The organism is Oxobacter pfennigii (assembly GCF_001317355.1).
Classification (GTDB): Bacteria; Bacillota; Clostridia; order Clostridiales; family Oxobacteraceae; genus Oxobacter; species Oxobacter pfennigii.
The window spans coordinates 245728-270095 of the sequence record NZ_LKET01000021.1; the positions used below are offsets into that span (position 1 = coordinate 245728).

The following is a 24368-nucleotide window of genomic DNA, read 5'->3' on the forward strand; positions in this document are numbered from 1 at the left end:
AAATTTTAATTTACACTAAAAATTTTATTGAGCTGTAATCCAAAGAACTTGTAAGGTTCATGGATTTTAAAATAATACTGTCAATGAGATTCTGATCAATTTTAAACATTCTGGGAATAAACCCTTCCAGTAAATTGACCACATCATCCACAGGGAGTATAATTTTTTTTTCAAAATAATTCAAGAAGAATTCTCTGCGTGCTCCTGCATTTAAAAGTACTATGCTTTGAAATTCCTCTTCAGTTATCAGCACATTGAATTCCTCCAGGTATTTTCTGAGCTTCGGGATGACTATACCGCTGTTGAATCTGTAATTTGATTTTTCATAAAGGACTTCGTAGTAAAACCTGGAGTTTTTTTCATTTTCTAAAATTACTTTATAAAAAATCCTGGAATTCAGAAGGTGCCTTAAAAAGTAATTATCCTGCGGTACATTAAGATTGCTTTCAACAAGGTCATTAATCTGCTTGTAGAACTGGACATGTATTTCCCTTACTAAATTATCCTTGGTTTTAAAATGATAAGTAAAAACACCCATAGGAACATCTATCAATTCAAAAATGCTGGCTATGGTGGTTTTAAGATAGCCCTGTTCACTAAACTGTTGTTTCGCAGCAGAAAGTATAATTTCCTTTGTATTGCAGCTGCTTGATGAATAATTGGCATACTCTTTATTTTTCATAGTATTCCACATTCCTTACAATAAAGTTTTATTAATGACTGCAAATGCTTATTATATAAATAATATCAACACTTTCTAAATACTGTCAAATAATAAATTATATTAAATTTATTATAATAATATTGACAATATTTACCTATGGGGATATACTTACAATAAATTGAAATATTTTTATTATAAAGATTGAACTAAAATGTACAATTCAGTTTTTTTCGTATATATTTAAGAGTCACCATTACAATTACCTCAAATAAAAACAAGTGCGGATAGCTCCTTTAAAAGCTATCCGTACTTGTTTTTATTGCCTTGAGGCTTAATTTATAACAATTAATAGCATTAATATAATTTATTATTAATTTATTGACATTATTTGTACTATTTAGTATATTAGTAACAAAAGAAACTTAGTTTATTAAAATACAATATTACATATCAAACATTCATGCAAAAGATTACAAACTATTGAACTCACATCAACAGCATATCGTCACGCTAAAACACAAAGGATTAATAAAAATTTCATATTGGATGGCAATGACGGCATTATTATGCCGGCCTTTATAATTATTCCTTTGAAAGGAGGTGTATAGACACATTTTATATGTACATGCCTTTTGGCGTGCTGGATTACCTATACAAATGAAATTCTTCTTTCATGAACACGAGAATATACATAAGATAAAAGGTTAAAAAGATGTACTTTGCGATGTATTGATAAGTTTATTCTAAAAGGAGGAATAAAAATATGGCATCTCCGGATGTAAAACCTGCAAATGCAAGTACAGAGGAACTGCCAATCAGTTGGTACAGTTGGGTAGTAGCTGTCCTGTGTCTTTTATCCTATGCCGTTTCCTTTGTTTCAAGAAATGTATGGTCAACGGCACTGCCTGTTGCGGCACCTTCATTAGGCTTAAGCATGACGGCAGCAGGAGGGCTTATGACAGCCTTTTATATCGGTTACGTTGTATCCAATTTTGTAACCGGCCCATTTATAGACAAGTTCGGACCCAGAAAAGTGCTGGCAGCAGCATCATTGGTTACAGGATTGTTTACTCTTTTAATTCCTTTGTTTCCAAATTACGCAATGATATTTTTACTGCGTATAGGGGCAGGAATAGGGAGCGGGCCTTTATTTGCAGGCGGTGTAAAATTCCAGCTTGCATGGTTTCCTAAAAAGGCAAGAGCCACAGCCATGGGACTTGTTATGACAGGACCTAGCGTAGGCGGTGCTTTTGCCAGCGGCATATTAGCACCGGTAATCCGTACTGCAGGCTGGCAGACAGCTTTTACCTACGGTGGTATTATATGTCTCGTTGTTGCTGTTCTTACCTTCTTATTTGCAAAGGAAAGAGGAGCAGCTCTTGTAACTAAAAAACCGGCAGCATCTACCAGCGATGCTCCCGCACCTAAAAAACAAGGTCTCTCTGCTGCAAAAGACGTTATATTAAATCGTTCCTTCCTTATAGGTACCATCGCATGCTTTTTATCAATAGGTGCCGGACAGGGATTTACAACGTGGATTTTAGTTTATTTAAGCCAAGGACGCGGATTCGACCTGGTGGCTGCAGGAAGCATAGTTGCAGCATCTCAGGTGGTTCAGATGGCAGGCCCTACTTTATCGGGAATTGTTTCCGACTTCTTAAAGCGCCGTAAACCTGTTTGCTATATAGGTTCGGTGGGAATAGCTGCTGTTATGATATCACTGGCTGTTTTCAGTGATACAGGTATACTTTGGGGAGTCATGCTTTTTAGGGGACTTATAGGTTCTTTTATGGGTAACAACCTGAACACCCTGCAGGCAGAATCAGCAGCCGGACCTCATGCGGGAACTGCCATGGGCTTCTATAACGGGGTTGCACAGCTAGGTTCGGTAATATTCCCCTTGGGTTTGGGAATTGTACTGGATTTGACCGGCAATAATTACTTTATCGTCTGGATGACAATTGCTGCAACTTATCTCTTATGCGGTATTCTCATTTCCTTCATGACGGAGAAAAAGGCAGAAGTTGCTCAACCTAAATCGGTTACAGCTTAAAAGATTAAAATATAGGAGGATTATAAATGTCTGAAGATGTTAAGAAATTATACAATGAAAGATTAGGCCGTTATACTGCGGCTATAGCCTTGGAACCTACAGACAGAGTACCCCTTGCATTTAACAGCAATTATTTTGCGGAAAAGGATTCAGGCTATACATACCAGCAGATTATGTATGACCCGCAGATATGGGCACAGCTTGAAGTGGATTTTGCAAAAAAACATCCTGAGCTGGATACAGTAAGGACAAACATTCAGTTTTCACCTAACTATGACGTAGTAAACACAAAGCTATACAAGGTGCCGGGACGTGATATAGATCCCAATTCACTGCAGCAGTTTGTTGAAGGCGAGTATATGAAGGCTGATGAATACAGAATGTTTATTGATGACCCCATTGGCTTTAGAATGGATCGTTATTTCCCCAGAGTTTTAGGAGAGTATAAGGACAGGGGCTCCACCCGCTCTTACATGGCTTTCCTTAAATCAGGATTCCTCCAGGGAATTGCAGCTGGATTGACTCGCGAAAGAGAAGGAAGGCTTCAAAATGAGGTTGGTATGCCGGTGCCAGTAAGAGGAGGCTTTACCGCACCCTTTGACGTTCTTTCGGATAATTTCCGCGGGCTTAACGGAATAATGAGGGATATGTTCAGGCAGCCTGACGATGTACTTGAAGCCTGCGAAGCTATTTTAAAGGACCAGCTTGCAAGAGCCGTATCATCGGCTGACCCTAAAAAGCAGCTGCCCATATTCATAGCAACCCATAAGCCATGCTTTATGTCTCCAAAACAGTTTGATAAATTCTACTGGCCAACCTTCTACAAAGGCGTAATGACCTTAATAGAAGCAGGATGGAAGTTCAGAATATTCCTCGAAGGCAACTGGGAGCCTCATTGGCATCATATGGCCGAGTTCCCCAAAGGCACAGTGCTTTGCGATGTAGACAATGAAGCTGATATATTCAAAGCTAAGGAAACTTTCGGTCACAAGCAGTGCATAACCGGAGGAATTCCAACCCATATGCTGATTTTAGGAACTCCTGAAGAAATAAAGGCAAGGGTTAAGCTTCTCTGTGAGACAGTAGGCAAGGACGGCGGTTGGATACCTCAGGGCGGCGGACATATACCTCAGGATACAAAACCCGAAAACTTCAGGGCATTAATTGATGCAGTCATTGAATACGGAAAATATTCAGATGGCCCTGCACCCGAGCCTAAGGTGGGAACTCCAGGAACAAACGGCGTTGAATTCCCGGCACCCGGAATAGTTACGCCATGGGATGTCATAAAGGCTGAAAACGATTGGATAATCCCCGGTGATGAAGAGCTCATCAAGCATTGGTGGGAAAGGCTTGATAGAATGGCATATAGCTGGGTTATGACCCGGTCATAAGAAGGAGGAGAAAGAATATGACAAAGTTATCAGAAGCGTTGAAAGATTTAAACGAAACAGCGGTTTATGAGCTGGTTGACAGTATGTTAAGCGAGGGAGTATCTCCCGTTCAGATAGTAAATGAATGCAATGAAGGATTAGTGGCAGTAGGAGACCTTTTTGCAGCCAATGAATATTATCTTACCGAATTAATGTTTTCGGCAGAAATCATGCAGGGAGTTATGGAAAAGTTGGAGCCTTTAATGGTTACCGAACAGTCTTCGGCTGCTGATGCACAAATTCCTACGGTGGTTATCGGAACTGTAAAGGGAGATATTCACGATATAGGAAAGAATATAGTAGTAGGCCTTTTAAAGAGCCATGGAATAAAGGTAGTTGACCTTGGTGTTGACGTTCCGGCAGAAAAATTCGTTGAAGCCGTTCGCGAAACGGGAACTAAGGTATTAGGCTTAAGCGCATTATTAAATTCCACATACCCTGAGATGAAGAACGTAGTGGATGCTATTGCACAGGCCGGCTTAAGGGAGCAGGTAAAGATAATAATAGGCGGAACCATATGCAACGAGGCCGTAAGGGAATTTACAGGAGCGGATTATTGGGCAAACGAAGCCGTATCGGGAATAAATATCTGCAAAAAGCTTTTAGCATAAGAATAAAGCTTTAAAGGTTGGCTGGGGCTGTAGCTATAAAAAGGCTTCAGCCTCTTTTTGTGCGCCAGCATGGACACAATCTAAAAAATAAAGATTTACCTTTTATAAATTTGATAATAATATATTGTATATGACTTCTTTTTAGAGGACTTAGGAGATTTTACAAATGAGGATAAATAAGTTTATCAGCGAAACGGGCTTGTGTTCAAGGCGGGAAGCTGACAAATATATTGAAGCTAAGCGTGTGACTATTGACGACATTACTGCAGAGCTGGGAAGCACGGTTGTACCGGGCAGTATCGTAAAGGTGGACGGAAAAATAATAGCAAGCAAAACAAAGCCTGTATACATTGCCTTAAATAAACCTGCAGGCATTACATCAACAACTGAAAGGCATATAAAGGGAAATATTGTAGGCTTTGTGAATTATCCTGAAAGGATATTCCCCATAGGACGCCTGGATAAGGATTCCGAAGGATTGATTCTTCTCACCAATGATGGAGATATCGTAAATAAAATTTTACGTGCCGAATATAATCATGAAAAAGAATATGTTGTAACCGTTAATAAGCCCATCACCGATTTTTTTATACAAAGCATGTCACAGGGTGTGAGGATTTTAGGGACAAAAACAAAGCCCTGCAAAGTATGGTCCGTAAGTGACAGAACCTTTAAAATAATTTTAACCCAGGGCTTGAACCGCCAAATAAGAAGGATGTGCCTTGCCTTAGGCTATGAGGTTTTAAAGCTTGTGCGTATAAGGATTATGAACATACATTTAAACGGCCTGGAAAAAGGGAAGTGGCGCCAGCTTACACCTAAAGAATTGGCAGAGCTTAAAAAGAATATATCCTGCAAGGAAGAAAGCATATAAATTAGAGTCTGCCGCCGCAGACTCTTTGATTTAAAGAACGGCCTCTGTTATATTGCCTGTTTTTAAGGACTCCTTAACATCTATTATCCTTTGATTTTCCGAGCCTCTGAACTTTAAAAGAATGTTTTTTTTATCAAGCTCAAATTTCCCGTCTACAAGCAGGTCCGTTAAGTTCAGTAATTCTTCCCATCCCGGATGTTCTTCTTTATTTTCAAGTATATATTCCATTGTATATCCGGTATAGGTAATTACATTTAAATTCAGTTTTTTCACTTTTTCGGCTAATTCACTAAGAGCCTGTGCCTGTTCAAAGGGTTCGCCCCCGCTTAGGGTCACCCCGTCAAGGAGGGGATTTTTTTTAACCTGCTCTATTATATCATCTATATCAATCAAGGTGCCGCCATCAAAGGAATGGGTATGGGGATTGTGACATCCTTTGCAATTATGCTCGCACCCCTGGGCAAAGACAACCAGTCTGATGCCTGGGCCATCAACGATGGATTCTTTCACTATGCCTGCTATTCTTAATTGTTCACCCATTTACACCCTCCTTTATGCTGCCGTATTTAAAAGCTTAAAGATGCTTCACCCTGTCTCTTACTTCAGCCTGTTTGGCGTTATTAAAGCGCTCCAGTGTTCCTACCAGGTAGCCTGTTATCCTGCGTATTCTTTCAAATTTAATATCGCCTTCTTCTCTTTTGCAGGAAGGGCAGGTATCACCGATTATCCCCGTATAACCGCAAACCGGATCTCTGTCAACGGGATGATTGACTGAACCGTATCCTACACCAGCTTCCTTCATTGCACGAATAACCTTTTCGAAAGCTTCAAGATTGTTTGTAGGATCTCCGTCAAGCTCCACGTAGGTTATGTGGCCGGCATTTGTAAAGTTATGGTATGGGGCCTCCAAACGTATTTTGTCAAAGGCGCTTATTTCGTAATAAACAGGTATATGGAAGCTATTGGTGTAATACTCCCTGTCTGTAACGCCTTCTATATTTCCGAAGGTCTTTCTGTCCATTGCAACAAAACGTCCGGCAGTACCTTCGGCAGGAGTGGCAATGAGGGTAAAATTCAATTTATATTTTTCAGATGCCTCATCCATCCTTCTTCTCATAAAGCCTATTATTTCAAGTCCCAGATTCTGAGCCTCCTGGGATTCGCCGTGATGCTTTCCTGTCAATGCCTTAAGGCATTCGGCAAGGCCTATAAAGCCCATTGTCAATGTACCGTGCTTAAGGACTTCCCTTACCTCCTCATCCCAATTAAGCTTATCGGAATCCAGCCACACACCCTGTCCCATAAGGAAGGGGAAGTTCTTGACCTTCTTCCTCGCCTGAATTTCAAATCTTTCTATAAGCTGATTTGTAACAAGCTCTATTTTTCTGTCCAGTTCATCAAAAAATATAGCGATGTTTTTATTGCTTCTCAATGCAATTTTAGGAAGGTTGACAGTAGTAAAGCTTAAATTGCCTCTTCCGTAAGTGATTTCCCGTTCCGGATCATGGACATTTCCGATTACGCGTGTACGGCAGCCCATATAGGATATTTCAGTTTCAGGATTGCCGGGCTTATAATATCTTAAATTAAAAGGCGCATCCTGGAAGGAGAAGTTTGGGAAAAGCCTTTTGGCGCTTACCCTGCAAGCCAATTTAAATAAATCATAGTTTGGATCGCCGGGGTTGTAATTAACACCTTCCTTAACCCTGAAAATGTGTATTGGGAATATAGCTGTCTCACCGTTTCCAAGGCCTGCTTCCGTTGCAAGCAGCAAATTTTTCATTACCAGCCTGCCTTCAGGTGAGGTATCCATTCCGTAATTTATTGAACTGAAGGGTATCTGCGCTCCCGCCCTGCTGTGCATTGTGTTTAAGTTATGAACAAAAGCCTCCATTGCCTGATAAGTGGTCCTGTCAGTTTCAGCTTCGGCTCTTTCAGCTGCAAATACTTGAGCTTTTTTTACTATGGCCTCATCCTTTTCAATTGCCAGAAGCAAAGGGGCTTCATAGCTCTGATACCTTTTTAAATTCTTCATTGAAGGTGTAATATTATGCTTTTCTTTTATGGTATCAATGATGGATCTTACTTTTTCTTCCCAGTCCTCGATGCTTGAAAGGAGGGATAAGGCTTTTATAAGGTTTTGCCTGTATAATTTTGTATAGGTTTTAGCCACACCCAAAGCCATACCATAATCAAAATTAGGTATACTCTGGCCGCCGTGCTGGTCATTCTGGTTGGACTGTATGGCAATACAAGCCAAGGCGGAATAACTCTGTATATCATTAGGCTCCCTTAAAAAGCCATGACCGGTGCTGAAGCCATCTTTAAAAAGCTTTACTATATCAATCTGGCAGCAGGTGGTAGTCAAAGTAAGAAAGTCAAGGTCATGAATATGAATATCTCCTGCTTTGTGAGCCTCGCTGTGAGCCGGATTTAACACGAACATCTCATAAAACTGCTTGGCACCCTCGGAACCATATTTTAACATGGTGCCCATAGCGGTATCACCATCTATATTAGCGTTTTCACGTTTCAAATCATTATCTTTTGCCTCTTTAAAGGTTAAGTCCTCAAATATTTTCATTAAGCGGGTATTCATTTCGCGGATACGGGTTCGCTCTGACCTATATAGTATAAATTCTTTGGCAGTTCTAGCATGGCCTGTTTCAATAAGAACTTTTTCAACAGCGTCCTGGATTTCCTCCACGCTGGGAACCTTCTTATCAAGTTTAAATTCCAGGTATTCAACGACTTTCACGGCCAGTGCCATTGAGGTGTCATAATCTCTTCCACCTGTGACGCTGGCAGCCTTAAATATGGCATTAGCTATTTTCTCAATATTAAATGGAACTTCTCTTCCATCGCGTTTTTTAATTTTTGTAATCATAATAAGGGCCACTCCTTTTTAGATAATTAAAACCCCAAGGCTTAATGCCAAGAGGTTGTAAAGATTTATCCGCTTAAAATAAGCAGAATAGTCTTTGCTTCCTTTTAAACTGCATTATAAATGCAAGCAAAGAAATAATTCCCACATGTTGATATTTATATATTAACATATACTATATATTGTGTCAATGTAGCTTAATAATAGAAGCTGACAAATGGAGTGTTACGTATTTCTGTGGTTTTAACAGATTTTCAGTGATGGAAAAGGAAAAAAATTTATTTTTTTTCTGATTTAATGTAGCTTATATATTCGCTGCCCCAATTTTCCAATGACTTTAAAACCGGAATGAATTTATTGCCTATTTCCGTTAAGGAATATTCTACTTTGGGCGGTACCTCGGGATATACTACACGATTTATGAGACCGTATCCTTCAAGGCTTCTTAATTGGCTGGTGAGCATGGCCTGGGTTATGCCGGGGATGAGCTTTTGAAGCTCGCCAAATCTTTTTGTTCCGGAGTACAAATTATAAAAAATTACTATAGCCCACTTGCCGCTTATAACTTTTTGTGCCGTAGTCACAGGGCATTTTCCAAACAGGGAAAGGTTGTCATCCATAAATACTCTCCTTTAGTATGTAATTGATACTTACTATTATATTATAATGTATTTGTAAATTTATAGTAGCATAATATAATATGGGTAATCAATAAATTAGAAGAAGTGTTGAGGTTGCTCAAGCAACCATTTATGCAATGGTAACAAGCCGCCAAAGGCCATAAAGTTTTAATGAAATAAAGAAACCCATATTCCGATGAGTATAAAACTCGTTGAAATACGGGTTTTTCTTATTATTGCAAAAACATAGGTTCCCGGTTCCGCTAGCAATCTTTGACTGCTATAGCAGGCAGGGTTCTTATTAAGCTTGAGACAGGCCAAGCTCCATTGTAAGCTTTCTAAGCTCGCTCTTTATAAGAGCTACGGTTATTCCTACGGCAATCAAGTCCGAAAGAGGGAATGACAGCCATACACCCATAAGCTCCAGATTAAAAATTCTTGGGAGAATCAATATAAGGGGTGTCAGTATTATAAACTGCCTCAACAAGGACAATATAATTGCAGGGCCCGCCTTTCCAAGAGACTGAAAAAGAGTGGCTCCAACAAACTGGATACCCATAACGGGAATCAATGAAATCATTATACGCAGCACATTGGAAGCAGTGGTTACAATATATTCGTCTGATGTAAAGGCTCTTATTATAATGTGGGGGATGGTTTCTCCTATAATCCATCCTATTACAGACATAATGGTGGATACTATGGTTGCTATCCTCACTGTCTCCTTTACCCTGTCAATGTTACCGGCACCGTAATTGTAGCCGGCAATAGGCTGCATTCCCTGCACAATTCCTATTACAGGGAGGAAGAGCACACCTATTATTCTGTTAATGATTCCAAAGACGGTGATTGCCGCATCTCCGCCATAAAATTTAAGTGAGTTGTTGATAACAATTGAAAATATTGTGCCTGTTATTGTTCTGGTAAATGCTGAAGAACCTATGGTCAATATTTCACGGAGTATATCCCACCTTAATTTTAAGTGGTGAAGCTTTACTTTAAGTGAGCTTTTACCGCTCAATAAATAGTGAAATACAAAAAGGAAAGATATAAACTGAGAAATAATTGTAGCCCATGCAGCACCGTCTATACCCATATCAAATACAAATATAAATATAGGGTCCAGAGCCATATTCAATACTCCGCCGATTATTGTGGAAAACATGGGTACTTTGGCATTTCCTTCAGATTGTATCATGCCATTTGCGGTCATAGTGAAGCTGAAGAATATGCTGCCATAAAAAATTATCTTTGTATAACCTCTGGCATAAGGTATAAGGCTTTCAGTGGCACCAAAGAGCCTGAGCATCGGGTCGGTAAATAAAAGACCTACTGCAGCAAAAAGGGCACTTATAATAACTATTGCCGTATAGGCGTTTCCGGCTACAATATCGGCCTTTTCAGTGTTTTTTGCACCTAAGTACCTGGATACTGAGGATGCGGCTCCCATTCCGATAAGCTGGGAAAATCCCATAGAGAGCATTTGTATGGGAAAGGCTATTGCCAAACCTCCTATTGCCATTGGACCAACTCCATGGCCGACGAACACTGTATCAACAATATTATAAAGGCTGTTTACCAGCATTGCGATAATACCCGGAAGGGACAGCTGATATAAAAGCGTACTTATCTTCTCGGTCCCTAATTTTTCACTTTGTCGTAACATAAAATCCTCCAGTATAGTTTTTATGCAGCATAATTTATAAAATTTTCTTCAGCAGCCGTGCTGCACTTGTAGTAATGACAATTTTAGCTGCTCAAGATTTGCAATAAAGTTTTAAATGTTACATGGAATTTAAGGATTGCTACTTATTATGTGGTGAAAGCATCATTCCAAAACAGACACTTTTTACTATTCCCTCCCTTAAAATTTTTAGTGCTTTATTTGCAAAAATAAATAAAACAATTGTCAGAACAAATATATATGATTGTAGCATAGTTTATCAAAGTTTAAAAGAAAACAAAGCATTATAGCCCTTGTTATAAGGAGCTATAATGCTTGATACTCTGGTGTGACTGCCAGGTACTGTAAATGCCCAGGCCGGCCAGGCAAAATACCCCGCCGGCTGCCATGGCATACTCCACTCCAATATCGGTAATTTTACCAAAAATGAGATTGGTAACTACTGCCGTCATATTCATGATGATAGAATATACTGACAGCATGGTGGCGCGGCCGGATATATTAATCTGGCGGTTTTGAATATCCATGCGGATAGGAACAAACATAGAGGAGGTGAGTCTTAGCACTATTACAGAGAATACCGAGATAACTGGAGATGGAAACAATGCCATAAGTATACAGGCAATTCCTGACGTGCAAAACAGAATTTTCGATGTCAATACTTCTCCAATTAAGCCTGTAAGCCTGAAGGAAAAAGCCGATACCAGTCCGGACAGGGTAACAAGTATATGGATATATCCCATAAATGACGGAGAAATTCCCGAGCGGACATACTGGAGCTGGCTTAGAAATACGGTGATGGTCTGGTTGCTTTCTGCAAGCAGTGAAGCAGCAAGCAGTAACATAATAAAGCTTTTGTTTTGTATGAAAGAAGATATAATAAATTTTATATTTATATTTAGCTGCACAGTTCCGGATGTCTGCGGCTTGACATCGGCGAGAAAAAGGGAAAATATCATGGCTGTAGCATAGGAAATTACAGTAAGAAGGGCGGACATTTTATAATCACTTTTTATAACTGCTGAAAAAATCGTTGAAGCAAAAATAAGCCCTGCAGTTGTCATGGCTTCATATATGCCAAAGGTCCTCTGGCTTTCCTTTTCACCGGCACATAGATATAAAAATGCCGAATCACAGCCCGAAAGACCAGATATGACCAGGGATAAAATAAGTCTTTCCGAAAGAAATGACAAAAAGCTGTCTGCCTTCCAGAATACAATTTTTGATATGAAATAAAGTGTATTGCATATAACAATGGTTTTTTTGTAGCCTATTTTATCTGCAATATAGCCCCAGGGCACTTCAAAGGCAATAATGAAAAATAAAGATATGCTTTCAATCAATGTAATATCAAACACCGAAAGTCCTTGAGCGCGCCGGTATAGCGTAGCTATAGGACCGTAAAAAACCATGCCCTGCAAGAAGGCAATGGCATAGAGTAAGTGTATGTTCTTTTTTCTGATATCCAATTTAAATCCTCCAAACATTTTTTTGCATGCTAAAAAAACCGGGATTTCAGGCAAAAATTTTGGATTTTTAAATTGGATTGTTCATAAATAGAGCTCCTTTGTTCCTTTTATATAATCTAATGTGAATGGTATTTCATATTAAATTATATTAATGTTATTTTATAATACCAGCATTTGCCTGGCAACTTTTTTGTACAAAAGCTATACTAATCCTTTGTAATATTAAAGGGTTTTGCTATAATTATTCTTATATGTTTATTATATAATGAGGAGATTTTTATGTGGAAAGAATTTAAGGAGTTTTCCATGAAGGGAAACGTCATTGATTTAGCGGTAGGTGTAATTATCGGCGGAGCATTTGGTAAAATAGTGTCCTCTCTTGTAAGCGATATTATCATGCCTGTAATAGGCTTGTTTCTTGGGCAGGTAGACTTTGCCAATCTTTTCATCACTCTGGGAAGCGGGGAGTTTAAGACCATTGAAGCAGCTAAGCAGGCCGGCGTTGCAACCTTAAACTACGGATTGTTTTTAAACAATGTCATAGATTTTTTAATTATCGCTTTTTCTATATTCATAATAATAAAACAAATAAACCGGTTTACAAAAAAGAAAGAACAGCCGGCGCCTAAAAAAACAAAAACATGTCAATATTGCCAAAGTGAAATACATATTGAGGCTGTAAGATGCCCTAACTGTACTTCGGTTTTGGACAATCAGGGTGATTATACAGCATAATTTTTTAAATTAATAAAGGATGGTACGGCAATTTCGCACCATCCTTTATTACTGTCTCTGTTCCTAATAGCATAATTTATTTTAATAATTCAACTGTTAAGAAGCCTTGATTTTATAAGATTTATACTTGACGAAGCTTTTTTATTAATTCTTTGTATTCCCTGTCAAGGACTTCAATGTCATCAGTCTTTGAAGGCAGGCTGAGTTTTCCTAAAACCTCTGCCAAACGGTTTTCAAGTATAATCCTCAAAGCTTCGGTATCCTTAGGCGGCGAAGAGGCTTTTCTTGAAAGGAACTCATCAAATGTTCCGTCAAAGCTTATAATTTGCATATCCTCTATGGATAATATGCAGTCAGCGATATTCCTTACAAATCTTCTGTCGTGGGACACAAACAACAGAGTGCCTTCATACTCTAAAAGAGCTTCTTCCATAGCTTCCATGGAGTAAAGGTCAAGATAATTTGTCGGTTCATCCAGTATAAGTAAATTGAAGTCGCTCACAACTATTTTTGCCAGTGATGCTTTGACCTTTTCACCTCCGCTTAAAAACATTCCCTTCTTTAAAAGGTCTTCTCTTTTGAAAAAAAGCCTGGAGAGCAGCGTACGTACAAAGGTCTCTGTTAATATGCTCTCATCCATAACATTATCAAGCAGTGTTTTATCATCATCAATAAGGCTTAAATCCTGGCTGAAATAGCCTATTTTAACTCCCTTGGCATAATTTATTGCATCATCTTTATCAACAATCATTTTTATCAGCGTAGTTTTTCCGCAGCCGTTAGGACCTATAAGGGCAGTTTTACTGCCGTTATGGATTTTAAAGCCGGCGTTATTGAAAATCACCCTATCTCCGAAGCTTTTGCTAAGATTTTCAGAGCTTATAATCACCTTGCTGTGAAGCTTAATAATTCTATCCATATCCATGAGGAGCTCAGGTTCCTTTTGGGGCTTTTCTTTGACCTCAAGGCTTTCAATTCTGGATTGAAGGTTTTTGGCTGCCCTGTCCAAGGAGGCCTTTGCTTTCTGAGGTCCCATCTTATGAAGCCTGGCTTCTGAATTGCCCATTCTTTTAGGGGTTTTCTTTAAAGAACTTCCCTTGCTTTTTACCTCATGCATTGCTGCAGTGAGCCGTTTCTTTTCGGCGGTATACTGTTCATATTCAAAGGACGCTCTTTCTCTTTCTTTTGCTTTCAGCTCCCTGTACTTTGAATAGTTTCCGCCGTATTGTGTAATTTTCCCATTTTCAATTTCCAGTATGGAAGTGCATACATTATCAAGAAACTCCCTGTCGTGAGATACTATAAGCAACGCCCCGTTAAAAGCTTCAAATTCTTTTTGAAGCTTTATTATGCCGTCGCCGTCAAGATTGCTGGTAGGTTCATCGGCAATTATCAGCACATTGTTTTTGTTTAAGGAGTTTGCAATCTTGAGGCGGGTGGCTTCACCTCCGCTTAGCGTTTCATAAGGTAAATCAGGTACGTTAAACTTCCAGGCAAAGTTAGCACCTATATCAATTTTATCTTCATCAAGCTGGGTGATGTAGGAATAAGAGCCTTTTATCTCTTTAAATCCTTCATCAGGCATTATCTTTCCTGATAATATATTTAAAAAGGTTGTTTTACCCGAGCCGTTGATGCCTACCACACCAATTCTGTCATTTTCATATATTTTAAAGCTGTCAATATTTAATATAAGCCTGTCTCCAAAGTATTTTTTTATTCCCTTTATCTGGGCTATAAGCATAAAAATCCCCTCCATACGGCTGGAGAGGATAAAATTCTTAAATTAACCTTCAAAATAATTAAAAATAAAAGAATAAAGCTTAAGCTAAAAAATAAGCCTTATCTGTGATCATATTAAATAATTATGGTTTTTTTCAATAAAAAACAGAAGGTATTTAATTCAGAGGAAACACCCGCTCCAGCTATGCAAAAAAATATTTTTTTAATTTAGCCAAAGTTCAATTATTTCCTCATCTTACCTGCGGTTACCTTCCTTTCATTGATTACATGTTAATTATATTTATAAAAATTTTTCTTGTCAATGTAGAGTATTTCCAAAACATATATAGATTATTAACTGTTTTGGTTTAAGTCAAAATATGCTATTATTTGAATGGAAGGAGGCGTTTTTGTGAATATTATAAAACCCGAAATATTTGTTGAAAATGAAATAAATGGTATTGAAATACTTAAACACATAGAAAAGATAGGAAGGGTATGCTATAAAAGCGAAGACAGTATCACAGCCGATTCTGCTGCCAGGTTTGTAAAAAACATTATCAAATCAGGCCACGAATCCGTAATAGAACATTATTCCATATCTGTCAGGATTATTTGTGACAGGGGAGTCACCCATGAAATAGTCAGGCACAGGATAGCCAGCTACAGCCAGGAAAGCACCAGATACTGCAACTATTCAAGGGATAAATTTGATAATCAGATAACCTACATAAAACCAAATTTTTGGTGCAGTGAAAATGAAGGCGATAAAGAGAAAATGAAGCTGTGGGAAGAAACTCTTTCTGTTATTGAAAAAAATTATATGAAGCTTGTTGACTTGGGTGCCACACCTCAGGAGGCCCGTTCCATACTTCCTAATTCCTTGAAGACCGAACTGGTCATGACTATGAATTTAAGAGAATGGAGACACTTTTTAAGGTTGAGAGCTTCAAAAGCCTCCCATCCCCAAATGAGAGAGGTGGCATTTTTAATACTTAATGAATTTAAAGGAAAAATACCTGTAATATTTGATGATATTTCAGCAGAATAATATACCATATATTGGTTCCATTGACCCGGTAGTTAAACCGGGGAAGACTGATTTTCTTATGCTTTACAATAAGAAAATCAGTCTTCCCCGGTCTTATTTATTTTCTGCTGCTATTTTAGAGAAGCCAATGCATTTGTAACTTTTTTGTAATCATTTTTTTATCCCTTTGTAACCATATAAAGGTCGGTTCTTAGTATTCTATACATAAACATAGTATATGAAGTAAATTTTGGGGTGGTTATGTATGAAAAGAATGCTGTTTTTTGGACTGATTGTTATTTTTACATGTATGGGGATAGGGGCCGAGGCTGTAAATAATTCTAATAAAGAAAAGGAAAGGCTTCTTGAAGTGGAAGATCATATTATAAGTGAAGCTCGAGATGATAAAGTGCCCGGGGCTTCCGCACAACAAGTAATAGAATATGAGAATCTAGTACTGCATAAAGCAGAAAAATCTAATATATCAAACAGTGAAGAGCCTGCTTCTGCTGAGGCAGAAAATACTCTCCATGATTCCCTTATACAAAAGCTGTATGTAAAGGACGGTAAAAAAACAGCATATCTTACATTTGACGACGGGCCCTCAAAAAATATAACTCCTAAGGTGCTGGATATATTAAAAAAATATGATATAAAAGCCACATTCTTTATAATAGGTTATCTTGCTGAAGAAAACAGCGCAATTTTGAAAAGGGCGGAAGAAGAGGGACATGCTATAGGAAATCATAGTTATGATCACAACTTTAAGGATATCTATAAAAGTGTGGAAAACTTTTTGCAGAACGTAAAAAGATGTGATGAGGCATTGAGAAAAGTCCTTGGAGAAAGCTATAAATCCAGAATATTCAGGTTTCCCGGAGGATCTTATAAAAGGGAGAAGTTCATGAACGCCCTTGAGAAGGAGGGCTATAAATATATAGACTGGAACTCGTTGAGCGGAGATGCCGAAGGAAACAATATACCCGCTGATATTCTGGTAAAGAGAGTAATCAAAGAAAGTAAGAATAAGGAAGATATAGTTGTGCTTATGCATGATGCCGGAAGCAAGAAAACAACTGTACAGGCCCTTCCTCAAATTATAGAATACTTAAAGAGCCAGGGGTATGAGTTTAAAACAATAGAATAAAGAGAGCAGTTTATTGGGCTTAAGTTATTTCAGACAGGGTGATATAATTGTTTTAGTTGAAGAGCATTGATGCGGGGGAGATATTGATGGATAACAGGAGCCGATGGAATATACTGGTAGTTGAGGATGAAGATCCTATAAGAAAGCTTATAAAAATAAATCTGGAGCGGGATAATTTTATTGTTTTTGAAGCTTCTTCCGGTGAAGAAGCCTTGAAAAAAGCAAGAGCAACCGGCATCGATGTTGTGATACTGGATATAATGCTTCCGGGCATCGACGGCCTTGAAGTCTGTCAGGTACTCAGGAAGGAGTTCCCGGGAATAGGCATAATAATGCTTACCGCCAAAAGTCAGGATGTTGATAAGATAATGGGGCTTGAATACGGCACCGACGATTATATGATTAAACCCTTCAACCCCCTGGAGCTGCTTTTGAGAATTAAGTCGCTGTTAAGAAGGATGAAAATCTCTGGGGGAAAAGAGGATACTCTGGTAAGGGAACCTTTCAGTATAGACCTTTATTCCCAGAAGCTTTTTAAATATGATGTAGAGATAGAACTTACACCTACAGAGTTTTCTATAATAAAAATATTTATTGAAAACCCGGGAAAGGCATTTAAAAGGGATGAAATACTAAACAGGATATGGGGCTATGAGTTTATAGGAGATGGTAAAATAGTAGATGTAAATATCAGGCGATTGAGGTCAAAGATTGAGGACAGGCCGGCAAAGCCTCAATTTATCGAGACGGTTTGGGGAATTGGGTATAGGTGGAAAGCATGAAAAGTATAAGGACAAGGCTGGCAGGGTATTTCATGCTGGTAATAATCATAACCGTATCCATATTGGAGGTTTTCCTGATAAGCGCAGTAAAAACCAACTATTATAATAATGTTGAAGAAATACTGTCAAATCAGATAGTATTTTCATCAGAATTTTATTCAAGATATTTTCCATCCTCCTCCCTTGGAGATAACATACTTGATAATATCGATGTATTCTGGCAGCAGACAGCTGCTCAGGTGCAGATAATTGACCTTTCGGGAAATGTACTTATGGATTCCATAGGTGTAGACCATAAAGAAAGCCTGGATACATCCGATGTGAAAAAAGCTCTTCAAGGTGAAAAAGGAAGATGGGTAGGAAATGTAGAATATGATTCCTATAATGTAATGGCTGTATCCTACCCGTTAAAATCTGATGGAAACATAATAGGGGTGCTAAGGTTTATAACTTCCCTTAAAGAAACAGATAAAGCAATAAGAAGCATAGCCATGATTTTTATATGGACCGGCATAGCTGTTGTATTTATCTCCGGCCTGGTAAGCATATTTCTTTCCAACACCATAACCAGGCATGTTAAAGAGGTGACTTTGGTTGCTGAAAAGATGGCGTCAGGGAATCTTAAGATAAGAAGTATTAAAAAATACAACGATGAGATTGGAAAGCTTTCAGATACCCTTAACTTTATGGCAGAGGAAATTGTAAAAAAGGAACAGCTTAAAAATGAATTTATATCCTCAGTATCTCATGAGCTTAGAACTCCTCTTACATCAATCAAAGGGTGGGCAATTACTTTAAAGTCAAGCAAAGAGGGTGAAAAGGAATTGCTGGAGGATGGGCTTAACATTATTGAACAGGAAAGCGACAGGCTCACTCATATGGTAGAGGAGCTGCTGGATTTTTCAAGGTTTGTATCGGGTAAGATTTCATTAAACAAAGAAGATGTTGATATATATAAGATAATAAAAAACATAGATAAGCAGCTTTCTCCCAGGGCAAATGCGGAAAATATTGATTTTACGGTATGGTGTCCGGATGGCGCATCTTATGTCTATGGGGATGAAAACAGGCTAAGGCAGGTTTTTATAAATATACTCGACAATGCCTTTAAGTTCACCTCCCCAAAAGGAATGGTTGCCTTAACTGCGAAGGAGGAAGGAGAGAATGTTGTTATACGCATAAAAGACAATGGCTCCGGCATATCAAAGGAGGACCTGCCATATGTAAAGGAGAGATTTCATAAGGGAAAGAGCAGCAAGTCTAAAAATGGCCTGGGACTGTCTATTTGCGATGAGATTGTAAAGCTTCACGGAGGGAGTCTGGAAATAAAAAGCGAGCAGGGTATGGGCACCGAGGTTGTGGTAATACTTCCGGCAGGGGGGTATTCAAATGATTAGAAGAGTTATGGGGATAATCCTTATAGTATTTATTTCTTTATGCAGTACATCCTGCAGTCCGGCGGGAAAGCCCGAGATGATATCTGCTCCGGAAAATAAAGACATAATTATCAAGGGAATGTGGGAAATTCATAAAATACTGCCGGCGCCTGATGAAGAAATTCCGGAAGAAGAGGCGACCAGGTGGTTAGGGAAGACGGCCGCTTTTGACGGGCAAATTGCTGTTTTGGGTGAGGACTTTACAACAGATCCAATGTTTAAGGTGAGAAATGTAAATGCAGACGAATATTTACTGTATCAATTTAAGGTGGACCCTAAGTATATTGGTACAGATAATTTAAGTTTGCAGGTTGTGACAGTCACATCCGACAACAAGTTTTTTGCGGAGTTTATAAGGATGGGGGACGATGAGATAATAACAAACATCGGCGGGGCTTTTTTATATTTTAAAAGAATATCTTACAGCATAAATCAAGCTTTAAAGGAAAATTATTTAAGAAAAGAAGCAGGGGATAAGGCGCCAGGAGAGACAGAAAAGGGAGGCCAGCTGTTGGCGGGACTGCTTTTAGGCTTGCGGTCGGAAGATGATAATGAAAGCTACAGGACCATATGGATTCCATTCAGAGAAAATGAGGTAGGGAATGTCTACGAGACTGCTGATTTGTTTGTGCCGAGGAAGAACGGATTCTGGAAAGTGGGGGTAAAAAGAACGGGCAAAGGTAAGGATTTTAATGATGAAATCTTTGCTTACCAGGCTGGAAAGGAAGTTATTGGCACGGAAGAACCAAACTCCTATCCTCTGCCTTCAAGGGCTGTTACAATACTTTACGCAGGAAACGACTACATATCAACGGAGTTTGGCATACCGGACGGGGAAGGTCAAATTAAAAAACAACTTCAGGTGCTGCCGGTAGATAATATAGAAAATGCCCTGCCTGTTACCATATCGGATATTGCAGGAGAGGCAGGTGCAAAGGCCCTTCATCAAGGCGCTGATAAAGCACTGGCATCTTTAGATCCAAATAAGTATATTCAATATTTAAGTCCTCAGGAGGAAAGTTTTGCTTTAATAAGGAGAAATGGAAGATGGATGATGAAGGGCAGGCTATATGACCAGGAAAAAATGAGATTTCTGGATTTTAATATTAATGTTGTTCCTCCATTTAAGCTTGTACGCCACGATGAGCTGTATATTTCCTGGAACAGCGTAAAACTTAGTGTTCCGGACGCAATAGACGTATGTACCTCTCCTAATAAAAACATTGCTGTTGTAATAACAAACAGCAGTATTCTTGTATATCCTATAGAAGATAAAAGGCTATCCGGGAAGCCCCTTAGAAAGATCAATTTAAAGAACAGTGAAACTGTAGTAATGGCTGAATGGGCAATGGGAAGCTATGTAGATACCTGGGAAAAGCAATTTGTGAAGGACGGAAATTACAAGGTCATCGGCAAAAAATAAATTTTTAAAAAGGTCATTCATACCCATATTAAGGACAACAGAGTAACTTGGTATGAATGACCTTTTGCAATGAGCCTACGAAACTTCATATGGAGGTATCGTAGATATTTTATTTCTGTAATTATATAATGGGAGTATATGGTAATATAAAAATAACTTTTGCAGTATAGTATATTACAGGAATAAGCTCAGGATAATAAACATTTTGGAATATTACGGAGCAAAAATTAGTGAAAGGGTTTAGAACTTCACGGCGAAATTGAGGAGAAGGACATCAATGTTTGAGCGATAGCAGGTTCTGATGTTGCTTGGAATGAGTCTATGAAGTTATTAGCCTTGTAACTCATTTGAGAAGTAATATTCCAAAATAACGGCATAAACAAAGGTTAGCATCATAAAGCAATTAAGGCAGGCATAAGAAATCAGTACTGTATATTTATTTAAAAAGAAGGGAGATTTTTTATGGAAAATGTTCAGGAGCTTAAACAAGAGAGGGCCAAGCTGTTTGATGATTTATACAGCGGAATTATACCAAAGAGAATTCCTATAGCTGTGGGCATGCCCACAGAGCTATGCCTGCAAAAAGCCGGCCTTGACTTAGGAAGAACCCAGTGGACCCATGAAGGATTTTTAGAAGCCGTTGAGGATGTAATTAAGTATATGAAGACCGACCTATATCCCGGCGATGCTGCAAGGTTTCCCCTGTATCTTGAAATTTTAGGGGCGGTATCCACAAGAATGAGTGCCAGCGGTTTTATCCAGCATCCAGAGGTAACTACCATGACACCCGAGGATTATGATGACTTTATTAAGACCCCTTATGACTGCATACAGGAGAAAATAATTCCAAGGCTTTATCCCAACCTGGATACAAACCCCATAAGAAGGGCAATAGTATTATCCATGGCAGTAAAGGCGGCAACAGATGCAAGGGCAAGGCATGGTGCAGTATCGGCGAAATTAGGCGAAAAATATGGTTTTTACAGCGTGCCGGCGCAATACGGTTCAAGGTCAACAGCCCCTCTTGATTTGATTGCCGACTACCCCAGGGGATTCAAAGGAATTATGCAGGATATAAAGCGTATACCTGACAAAGTAGCGGCAGCCTGTGAAGCAATACTTCCCATGGCAGTTCATTACGCGACTCCTGCTGTAAAATCCCACTTAGGCTCTGCCTTTATGCCGGGCCATATGCCTACATTCTTAAGAACCAGCGAGTTTGAAAAATTGTTTTATCCATCCTTCTCAAAACTTATCCACGCTTTAGCTGAAAAAGGACAGGCATTTTATGTTTTCTGTGAGGATAACTGGATGAGGTATCTGGATTATTTATATGAATTGCCCCAGGGCACAAGATTGCTGTTTGAATATGGCGACCCCCAGCTTGTTAAGGACAAGTTAGGCAAGAAACACATCATATCAGGATTTTACCCACTTACATATTTAAAGACAGCCACAAAACAGCAGTGCATAGACAAGGCAAAAGAGCTTATAGATATACTGGCGCCGGGCGGAAATTATTATTTCAATTTTGATAAGAGCGCATTGACCTTGGACAGCATAAACCTTGAAAATTTCTATGCGGTTTTGGAATATGTGTATGAAAACGGTGCATATCAAAATGCAGGGCAAAAGGTTACCGACGTACCTAAAGAGTCCACAATTAAACCTGTGTTAAAGGATATCCCTAAATTTGAATCCAAGTATTATGTGCATAAGGAAGATTATATGAAGACTCATTCTTATTCAAGAGAGGATTTAAATTCTATAGTATATGACCAGGTACAGCAATATGAAGATTTTATGTTCAAGACCTTAATGGGCTGGATATAAAGCCCGAGTTTTATTTTAAATTAACCGCCTTTGGCAAAATTTTTTACCAAAGGCGGTTGACATAGGATTTCCTGAGGCATGCAGAAGCCTGTGCCTTAAGGGGGCGGAGCTGGTTTTTATACCGGCAGCCTGGAGGGTAGAGGATGAATATATGTGGGATTTAAGCCTGCCCCAGAGAGCCCTAGAAATACGGTATTTACAATAGGAGTAAACAGAGTGGGTATTGAGGGGGAGCTTCATTTGTTCGGCAAAAGCAAGATATGCAGCCCCGGCGGCAAGGTATTAGAAGTTTGGACCCCACCGGGGGTAGTCATTTTGCGTATACCCCTTTTCGTCTTCATCAAGAGACTGCACCGATTTCTATTGGTTTCTTCAAATACATCGTACACATCTTTTGCCACCCACCAAGCCCACCAAGTTTCTCCATTTCTTTGAACGGTATTTAATTGCTTTAATGAAAGACCTTTTACTAACAGGGTTTAAGTATAAAAAAGCTTGGCAGTGTGAATGCCGGGCCTTTTAATCGTAGGATATGTTGTATAAATGAAACGGATATTTGAAAGTAATATTGCATTCTTATTAATTTTATTCTTGAATTTATTCGATCATTTTATCTACTTCATCCAATACTTCATCCATTATTTTCATTGCAGCCCTTAATTCATCCTCTTTTATAATGAGAGGGGGAGCAACTATAAGCATATTTTCATGGGAGTAGGTTAAAAACCCTTTTTGCCTTAACATTCCTAATATACGGGGCATGATTTTTTCAGGATCCATGCCGTAGGGAACCAAGGCCTCCCTTGTTTCTTTATCCTTAACAAGCTCTATTGCCGAGAAAAGGCCAATGTAGCGAACATCACCCACACTCTTGTGCTTATCCTTCAAGCTTTCCAGGATTTCACCTAAAATTTTCCCCATATTTTTTGAGTTTTCAAGGAGATTTTCTTCTTTATATACATCCAGAGTTGCGCAGCCTGCTGCACAGGATATGGGGTGAGCACTGTAGGTCAAGCCGGTATTCAATACATTGTCCTTAAAATATGCTGTGATTTTCTTATCTATTAATATTCCGCCTAAAGGAACATAGCCGCAGGTTATTCCTTTTGCAAAGGTTATGATATCGGGTTTGACATTCCAGTTGTTGCAAGCGAAATATTCTCCTGTCCTGCCAAAGCCGGCCATAACCTCATCGCAGACCATCAAAATTCCAAATTCATCGCATACATTTCTTATACCCTGCAAATAACCTTTAGGAGGGATAATTATTCCGTTGCTTCCGGTAACCGTTTCTAAAAAAACGGCAGCAACGCTTTCCCTTCCCTCATATATTACCTGTTCTCTGAATTTATCGACATAATATTTTGAGGCTTCTTCTTCACTTTTAAAATCAATTCCTGCTCTGTATATATAAGGATCAAAGAACTTTATAAATCCGGGTATGCCGGGCTCTGAAGGATACCTTCTTGGTTCTCCTGTTAAGTTCCCTGAACCGAAGGTGGAACCATGATAAGAGCGGTATCTTGAAAAAATCTTGCTGCGTTTTGTATAAAGCTTGGCGATTCTTATGGCGCCTTCATTTGCATCGGTACCGCCTAAAGTAAAGAATACGCTTCCCATATTATCCGGCGCTATTTCAACAACCCTTCTTGCCAGCTCCGACCTTACATCTATAGCATAGCTTGGAGCAATATAGGCAAGCCTTTCAGCCTGGGTCTTTATGGCTTCTATAACTTTTTTGTTTCCGTGGCCTATATTGGCATTAACAAGCTGGGAGGACATATCATAATATTTAGCACCCTTAGCATCATATATATAGATTCCTTCAGCCTTTGATACCACCATGGGATCTACCTTGCCCTGGACAGACCAGGAATATAAATTATAATCTTTGCCGTAGGATTTTACCTCTTCCTCGGACAATGTATAAGCTCTCATATTAACACCCCTTTATCTTCTAATTAAATA

Annotated in this window: 19 protein-coding genes; 11 read left to right on the top strand and 8 right to left on the bottom strand. The window is 38.9% G+C overall.

Annotated elements, in window-relative coordinates:
• Positions 1-10: 10 nt before the first annotated feature.
• Positions 11-682, bottom strand: coding sequence for a TetR/AcrR family transcriptional regulator (locus OXPF_RS04305; RefSeq protein WP_054873974.1), 672 nt, complete (start codon positions 680-682; stop codon positions 11-13).
• A 745-nt stretch (positions 683-1427) separates the two neighbouring features.
• On the opposite strand from OXPF_RS04305, the gene OXPF_RS04310 reads away from it, so the two are divergent.
• From OXPF_RS04310 to rluF, 4 genes are all read left to right on the top strand, one after another.
• Positions 1428-2717: an MFS transporter gene (locus OXPF_RS04310; RefSeq protein ID WP_054873975.1), complete on the top strand. Its 1290-nt coding sequence runs from the start codon at positions 1428-1430 to the stop codon at positions 2715-2717.
• Positions 2718-2743: 26 nt separating this feature from the next.
• Positions 2744-4111 (top strand): uroporphyrinogen decarboxylase family protein, encoded by a 1368-nt coding sequence (locus OXPF_RS04315; protein ID WP_054873976.1) that lies wholly within the window; start codon positions 2744-2746, stop codon positions 4109-4111.
• A 17-nt stretch (positions 4112-4128) separates the two neighbouring features.
• Positions 4129-4761 carry a cobalamin B12-binding domain-containing protein gene (locus OXPF_RS04320; protein WP_054873977.1) on the top strand — a complete coding sequence of 211 codons (633 nt, stop codon included), beginning with the start codon at positions 4129-4131 and terminating at the stop codon, positions 4759-4761.
• A 166-nt stretch (positions 4762-4927) separates the two neighbouring features.
• Positions 4928-5635, top strand: a complete 708-nt coding sequence (rluF, locus tag OXPF_RS04325; RefSeq protein ID WP_054873978.1) for a 23S rRNA pseudouridine(2604) synthase RluF — start codon at positions 4928-4930, stop codon at positions 5633-5635.
• A gap of 30 nt (positions 5636-5665) precedes the next feature.
• Here the strand turns inward: rluF and nrdG are convergent, their stop codons facing one another.
• The 5 genes from nrdG to OXPF_RS04350 all read right to left on the bottom strand — a co-directional run bounded on the left by nrdG (position 5666) and on the right by OXPF_RS04350 (position 12292).
• Positions 5666-6175, bottom strand: a complete 510-nt coding sequence (gene nrdG / locus OXPF_RS04330) for an anaerobic ribonucleoside-triphosphate reductase activating protein (protein ID WP_054873979.1) — start codon at positions 6173-6175, stop codon at positions 5666-5668.
• Between the two features lie 34 nt (positions 6176-6209).
• On the bottom strand, positions 6210-8522 hold the full coding sequence (locus OXPF_RS04335; protein ID WP_054873980.1) for an anaerobic ribonucleoside triphosphate reductase: 2313 nt from the start codon (positions 8520-8522) through the stop codon (positions 6210-6212).
• A 275-nt stretch (positions 8523-8797) separates the two neighbouring features.
• Entirely contained in the window at positions 8798-9139 is a 342-nt protein-coding gene (locus OXPF_RS04340; RefSeq protein ID WP_054873981.1) for a winged helix-turn-helix transcriptional regulator, read from the bottom strand.
• 301 nt (positions 9140-9440) lie between these two features.
• Entirely contained in the window at positions 9441-10805 is a 1365-nt protein-coding gene (locus OXPF_RS04345) for an MATE family efflux transporter (protein ID WP_054873982.1), read from the bottom strand.
• A 314-nt stretch (positions 10806-11119) separates the two neighbouring features.
• Positions 11120-12292 (bottom strand): MFS transporter, encoded by a 1173-nt coding sequence (locus tag OXPF_RS04350; RefSeq protein WP_054873983.1) that lies wholly within the window; start codon positions 12290-12292, stop codon positions 11120-11122.
• Positions 12293-12571: 279 nt separating this feature from the next.
• Here OXPF_RS04350 and mscL point away from each other — a divergent pair, with 279 nt between their 5' ends.
• Positions 12572-13027: a large conductance mechanosensitive channel protein MscL gene (mscL, locus tag OXPF_RS04355; RefSeq protein ID WP_054873984.1), complete on the top strand. Its 456-nt coding sequence runs from the start codon at positions 12572-12574 to the stop codon at positions 13025-13027.
• Positions 13028-13148: 121 nt separating this feature from the next.
• Here the strand turns inward: mscL and abc-f are convergent, their stop codons facing one another.
• A complete protein-coding gene (gene abc-f / locus OXPF_RS04360; protein ID WP_054873985.1) occupies positions 13149-14771 on the bottom strand; it encodes a ribosomal protection-like ABC-F family protein in 1623 nt (540 codons plus the stop codon).
• 390 nt (positions 14772-15161) lie between these two features.
• On the opposite strand from abc-f, the gene thyX reads away from it, so the two are divergent.
• The 6 genes from thyX (at position 15162) to OXPF_RS04390 (ending at position 22400) form a co-directional block, all read left to right on the top strand.
• Positions 15162-15800, top strand: coding sequence for an FAD-dependent thymidylate synthase (gene thyX / locus OXPF_RS04365; protein WP_054873986.1), 639 nt, complete (start codon positions 15162-15164; stop codon positions 15798-15800).
• A gap of 244 nt (positions 15801-16044) precedes the next feature.
• On the top strand, positions 16045-16926 hold the full coding sequence (locus OXPF_RS04370) for a polysaccharide deacetylase family protein (RefSeq protein WP_054873987.1): 882 nt from the start codon (positions 16045-16047) through the stop codon (positions 16924-16926).
• Between the two features lie 86 nt (positions 16927-17012).
• Positions 17013-17708, top strand: coding sequence for a response regulator transcription factor (locus OXPF_RS04375; RefSeq protein WP_054873988.1), 696 nt, complete (start codon positions 17013-17015; stop codon positions 17706-17708).
• The gene (locus tag OXPF_RS04380; protein WP_054873989.1) at positions 17705-19105 is read left to right on the top strand and encodes a sensor histidine kinase; all 1401 of its coding nucleotides are present in this window, start codon (positions 17705-17707) and stop codon (positions 19103-19105) included. Before OXPF_RS04375 ends, OXPF_RS04380 begins: the two co-directional genes overlap by 4 nt.
• Positions 19098-20567: a hypothetical protein gene (locus OXPF_RS04385; protein ID WP_054873990.1), complete on the top strand. Its 1470-nt coding sequence runs from the start codon at positions 19098-19100 to the stop codon at positions 20565-20567. Before OXPF_RS04380 ends, OXPF_RS04385 begins: the two co-directional genes overlap by 8 nt.
• Before the next feature lie 462 nt (positions 20568-21029).
• Positions 21030-22400 (top strand): uroporphyrinogen decarboxylase family protein, encoded by a 1371-nt coding sequence (locus tag OXPF_RS04390; RefSeq protein WP_054873991.1) that lies wholly within the window; start codon positions 21030-21032, stop codon positions 22398-22400.
• 597 nt (positions 22401-22997) lie between these two features.
• Here the strand turns inward: OXPF_RS04390 and OXPF_RS04400 are convergent.
• A complete protein-coding gene (locus tag OXPF_RS04400; RefSeq protein WP_054873993.1) occupies positions 22998-24338 on the bottom strand; it encodes an aminotransferase class III-fold pyridoxal phosphate-dependent enzyme in 1341 nt (446 codons plus the stop codon).
• Between the last annotated feature and the right edge of the window lie 30 nt (positions 24339-24368).